General features: G+C 43.8%; 4 protein-coding genes. All 4 read left to right on the top strand.

Annotated elements, in window-relative coordinates; all coding sequences use genetic code 11:
- A partial coding sequence (locus A3739_RS09615; RefSeq protein ID WP_231877058.1) for a DUF5020 family protein occupies nucleotides 1-790 on the top strand: 790 nt, incomplete at its 5' end.
- 213 nt (nucleotides 791-1003) lie between these two features.
- Nucleotides 1004-2332, top strand: a complete 1329-nt coding sequence (locus A3739_RS09620) for a uracil-xanthine permease family protein (protein ID WP_068478198.1) — start codon at nucleotides 1004-1006, stop codon at nucleotides 2330-2332.
- Between the two features lie 144 nt (nucleotides 2333-2476).
- Nucleotides 2477-3112, top strand: coding sequence for a TetR family transcriptional regulator C-terminal domain-containing protein (locus A3739_RS09625; RefSeq protein WP_068478055.1), 636 nt, complete (start codon nucleotides 2477-2479; stop codon nucleotides 3110-3112).
- 147 nt (nucleotides 3113-3259) lie between these two features.
- Nucleotides 3260-4621: an 8-oxoguanine deaminase gene (locus A3739_RS09630; protein WP_068478200.1), complete on the top strand. Its 1362-nt coding sequence runs from the start codon at nucleotides 3260-3262 to the stop codon at nucleotides 4619-4621.
- The last annotated feature ends 166 nt before the right edge of the window (nucleotides 4622-4787 follow it).

A 4787-nucleotide genomic window follows, 5' to 3' on the forward strand; every position in this document is an offset into this window, starting at 1 on the left:
AGGTAGAAAAATGAAACAACTAAAAACTCTTGCAAGTGCAGCAGCACTTTCTGCAGCGGTAGTCGCTGCTCCAGCTCAAGCAGAACAATTCTGGGCAGACAACAGTGTAACTGTTCTTCACAGTGCTGATTACTTCAATGTAGGTTACAACTTCGGTGCTCCGAATAAGACTCAAGAAATGACTGTGATGACAATTGAGCACGCTTCTGGCCACGATTGGGGTGATGCGTTCTTCTTCGTAGATCGTCTAAACGGTAAAGGTTCAGCTTCTAGCTTCAACGAAACTTACGGTGAACTTTCTCCTCGTTTCAGCCTTAGTAACTTAGCAGGATCAGACTTAAGTGTTGGTCCGATTAAAGATGTACTTCTTGCTACAACTTACGAATTTAGCTCTAACTCAACTGGTTTTAGTCAAGACAATTACCTTTACGGTGTTGGCTTGAGCTGGGATCTTCCAGGATTTGCGTTTTTCGGCACTAACGTTTTCTACGCTGATAATGAAAACAACAAGGATGACGTTCAGTTGACAGTTACTTACGGTGTTCCTTTCGCAGTAGCAGGTGTTGACTTCATGTTCGACGGTTACATCGACTGGTCTTCAGCAGAAGCTGATCACGCGTCTGATTTCCACTTCAACCCACAGCTTCGTGCTGACGTAGGCAAGTTCATGGGTATCACCAAGTCTAAGCTTGAAGTTGGTATCGAATACTCTTACTGGAGCAACAAGTTCGGTGTTAAGAGTGACGAAAACGAGTCTGCAGTTAGCGGCTTGATCAAGTACCACCTATAAGTCGTACTTAAGGTTTGATAAAAACCGTCTTCTTTTTTGCTGCAGTGCCTCAAAGCACTGCAGCATTTTTGAAGCAGGAAGCTTATAAAAAGAACATGAATACAATTAAAAGTCACAAATAAACAAAGTACTAAATTTTTAATTACTTACTTTAGGTAGTTGATCAATTAACTAACCAAAATAATTGATTGTGTGTTTAGCGAGGAAAGTAGCATGACGAATTCAGAAATCATCTATGGCATAGATGATCGACCGCCTGCGCCCGTCGCAGGACTCACCGCCTTGCAGCATGTGCTTGCAAGCTTCGTTGGAATTATCACGCCCACCTTAATTATTGGCGGTGTCTTAGGATTAGGTTCCGAAGTACCTTATCTTATAAGCATGGCACTTATCGTTTCGGGTGTAGGAACGTTTATACAAGCTAGACGCTTTGGCCCAGTAGGTTCGGGCTTGATGGCTCTTCAAGGCACTAGTTTTGCCTTTTTAAGCTCTATCTTAGCGGCTGGATTTATCGCGAAAGGTAAAGGTGGTGGTCCTGATGAGATCTTAAGCTTGATCTTTGGCGTTTGTTTCCTTGGCGCATTTATCGAAATTTTTCTAAGCCAGTTTTTACACAAGCTTAAAGTGTTTGTGACCCCTCTAGTGACAGGCATTGTTATCACCACGATTGGGCTCTATTTAATCAAAGTCGGTATGACGGATCTGGCTGGTGGTTTTAAAGCCCCAGATTTAGGTAGTTTAGAAAACCTAGCCCTTGGCGGTTCAGTGTTGTTGATTATTATCATATTGAATCAAAGTTCTAAGCCGATACTGCGTTCTGGCGCGATTTTCTACGGTTTGATCATCGGTTTTATTGCCGCTTGGTTTATGGGTAAGGTCGATTTTTCTATGCTTGCCGATATGGATTTGGTTGCGATACCAACGCCGTTTAAATATGGGTTTAGCTTTGATGTTGAAGCATTTATTCCTGTAGCTTTCATTTATCTTATTACGGCGATTGAATCTTCTGGTGATTTAACCGCTACATCGATGCTTTCTAAGCTCTCAATTGACGATGATAGCTATCGCCAACGTATCAAGCGTGGCGTACTGGGTGATGGTGTTAATTCTTTGATCGCAGCGACCTTTAATACCTTTCCAAATACCACATTTAGTCAGAATAATGGTGTTATTCAGCTAACGGGCGTTGCAAGCCGATATGTAGCATATTGGGTTGCGGGGATTTTAGTTGTACTTGGCTTATTTCCAATTATAGGTGGAGTATTCCAGCAGTTGCCTAAACCCGTTTTAGGTGGTGCAACTTTGGTAATGTTTGGTACCGTTGCCGCGGCAGGTGTACGTATACTTGCAACGGTAGAGATGGATAGACGCGCGATGCTGATTATGGCGCTTTCATTTGGAATGGGGCTTGGTGTTGCTGCGGTTCCAGATGTGTTGCAAGAAATGCCAAAACTAATTCAAACGATTTTTGGTTCGGCAGTGACAATGGGTGGATTAACAGCCTTAATTCTCAACTCATTGTTACCAAAAGAAATGAAGTAAGTGAGCGTTTAATTTAGCGCCTTGCGAAGGGGACGCACAGCGTTCCTTTCGTTTATAATTTACGGCCAAGTTTGCTTTAAGCAGGTTTGGGGGAACTACCGTCATCAGTGGCGGCTTAATAAGAAACGAACAAGTAGTATTACCATGGATATCGCAGAAGCTCCGCAAAAAACAGGAAAAATTCGTGCACAAAATCGTAAGAATATTCTTGCAGCAGCAGAAGATTCCTTTGTAAAGAATGGCTTTAAGGGCACAAGCATGCAGTCAATTGCTGATGCAGCCGGCCTTCCAAAAGCGAATGTGCTGTACTACTTCAAAAGCAAACAAGCACTCTATCTTGCGGTACTTGATGAAATCATTAATCGTTGGGACGAAACGATTGAAGATATGAGTGAAGGGGATGACCCTGCTGAAGTTTTACGCGCGTATATCTGTGCCAAAGTCGACTTGGCGATTCAGTATCCAAGTGCCTCTAAAATTTTTGCTTTAGAAATCATTCAAGGCGCGCCAAATCTTCAAGAGCACTTGCGCACAAACTTGCGTACTTGGGTACGTGAGAAAAGCAAAATCATTCAATCATGGATTGATCAAGGCAAGATGAAAGCGATTGATCCTGAACATTTGATCTTCATGATTTGGTCAACGACACAGCATTACGCTGACTTTGATGCGCAGATTCTTACTGTGACGAATAAGCTTGAGTACGACGACGAAGACGTACAAAGAATTAAAGAACTGCTTTGCACAGTCATTTTAGGCGGCTGTGGTTTAAACGTATAACGAATATTGGGGTCAGAGTAAAAGTACTCTGACCCCAAGTTCAAGCTGTTCATATTTCATCGGCAGATTAACACGCTGCTCATTGAGCATTCCCTTAGGAAGTCACTGCCATCCTGTTCTATTCACAATAAATAGGAGTGACTTTTCATGTCTAATCCCAAAACGACTTGGATTAAAAATCCGCTTTCCGTATTTACCGCCAATGATGAAGATGCGCGTGGCGGTATTGTTGTTAGTGGCAATAAAATCGTGGAGCTTATTGCCCTCGGTCAAGTACCCCAAACGTCTTATCATGAAGTGTTTGATGCTTCAGAGTCGGTCCTATTACCTGGTCTGATTAATACTCATCATCATCTCTATCAAACGCTTACGCGCGCATTTCCGCCAGCACTTAACAAACGTTTGTTTCCTTGGCTTCAAACCTTGTATCCGGTGTGGGCGAGGCTTCAACCAGAGATGCTAAGTGCTGCGACTGAATTAGGTTTGAGCGAGTTGCTTCTTTCTGGCTGTACTACGGTTTCAGATCATCATTATTTGTTTCCTGAGGCATTAACTGAAGCGATTGATATTCAAGTTCAAGCCGCTTCAAAAGTGGGAACGCGCGTTACCCTGACACGCGGCTCAATGAGTTTAGGGCAAGACGATGGTGGCTTGCCGCCGCAATCGACTGTGCAATCTGACGACGCTATTTTGAAAGATTCTGAACGTTTGATTCGTCAGTATCATGATGCCTCAGAAGGATCTATGGTGAATATCGCGCTGGCGCCATGTTCGCCGTTCTCTGTCACTACTGATTTGATGAAGCAAACAGCCTCTTTGGCGCGCGATCACGGTGTTCGATTACATACCCATTTGGCTGAAACTGAAGATGAAAATAACTTCTGCCTTAAAACATTTGGTATGCGCCCCGTGGACTATTTAGAGTCCGTCAATTGGATGAGTAATGATGTTTGGCTTGCGCATGGCATTCATTTTAATGACGACGAGTTGCATCGCTTAGGTAGGGCGGGTGTGAGCGTTTGCCATTGCCCTTCATCCAATATGGTGCTTGCTTCTGGGATATGCCGAACCCTTGAATTGGAGGAACACGGTTCGCCAGTCGGGCTGGGTGTTGATGGATCTGCATCTAATGATGGCTCAAATATGATCCAAGAAGTACGACAAGCCATGTTAATCAATCGACTGCGTTATGAGGCCGATGAGGTGACGCACTTTGATGCCCTCCGTTGGGCAACGAAAGGTTCAGCGTCTGTTTTAGGACGTTCTGATATTGGAGAGCTCGCAGTTGGAAAGCAAGCGGATATTGCCTTATTCAAATTGGATGAGGCACGATTTTCTGGAAGTCATGATCCTCTTGCTGCACTCCTGTTATGTGGTGCGCACAACGCGAATGCAGTGATGGTCGCTGGTGAGTGGCGAGTATTGGATGGTGGTTTGGTAAGTGGTGATCTATCGGACTTGATATCGAGCCATTCAAGTTTGTCGAAGCGACTTGTTAGTGACTATTAATTGATTTCTTGCGTGAAATCAGAGCAGTGAAGAGTTGGCGCGTCACTACTCTTTGATTGGTTTTAACTGGACTTAATACATTAAAAATGTGTCGTAGTCTCTCGAGATATAGAGTGCCCAAGCGGCTGCGAGCATAGGAAATGCTGCAAAGAAAAGCATGTTGTTC

The sequence above is a fragment of the Oleiphilus sp. HI0067 genome, from assembly GCF_001635735.1.

Coding starts and splice junctions, on each gene's coding strand:
- A3739_RS09620 (WP_068478198.1), top strand. CDS start 1,004: ATGACGAATTCAGAAATCATCTATGGCATAGATGATCGACCGCCTGCG.
- A3739_RS09625 (WP_068478055.1), top strand. CDS start 2,477: ATGGATATCGCAGAAGCTCCGCAAAAAACAGGAAAAATTCGTGCACAA.
- A3739_RS09630 (WP_068478200.1), top strand. CDS start 3,260: ATGTCTAATCCCAAAACGACTTGGATTAAAAATCCGCTTTCCGTATTT.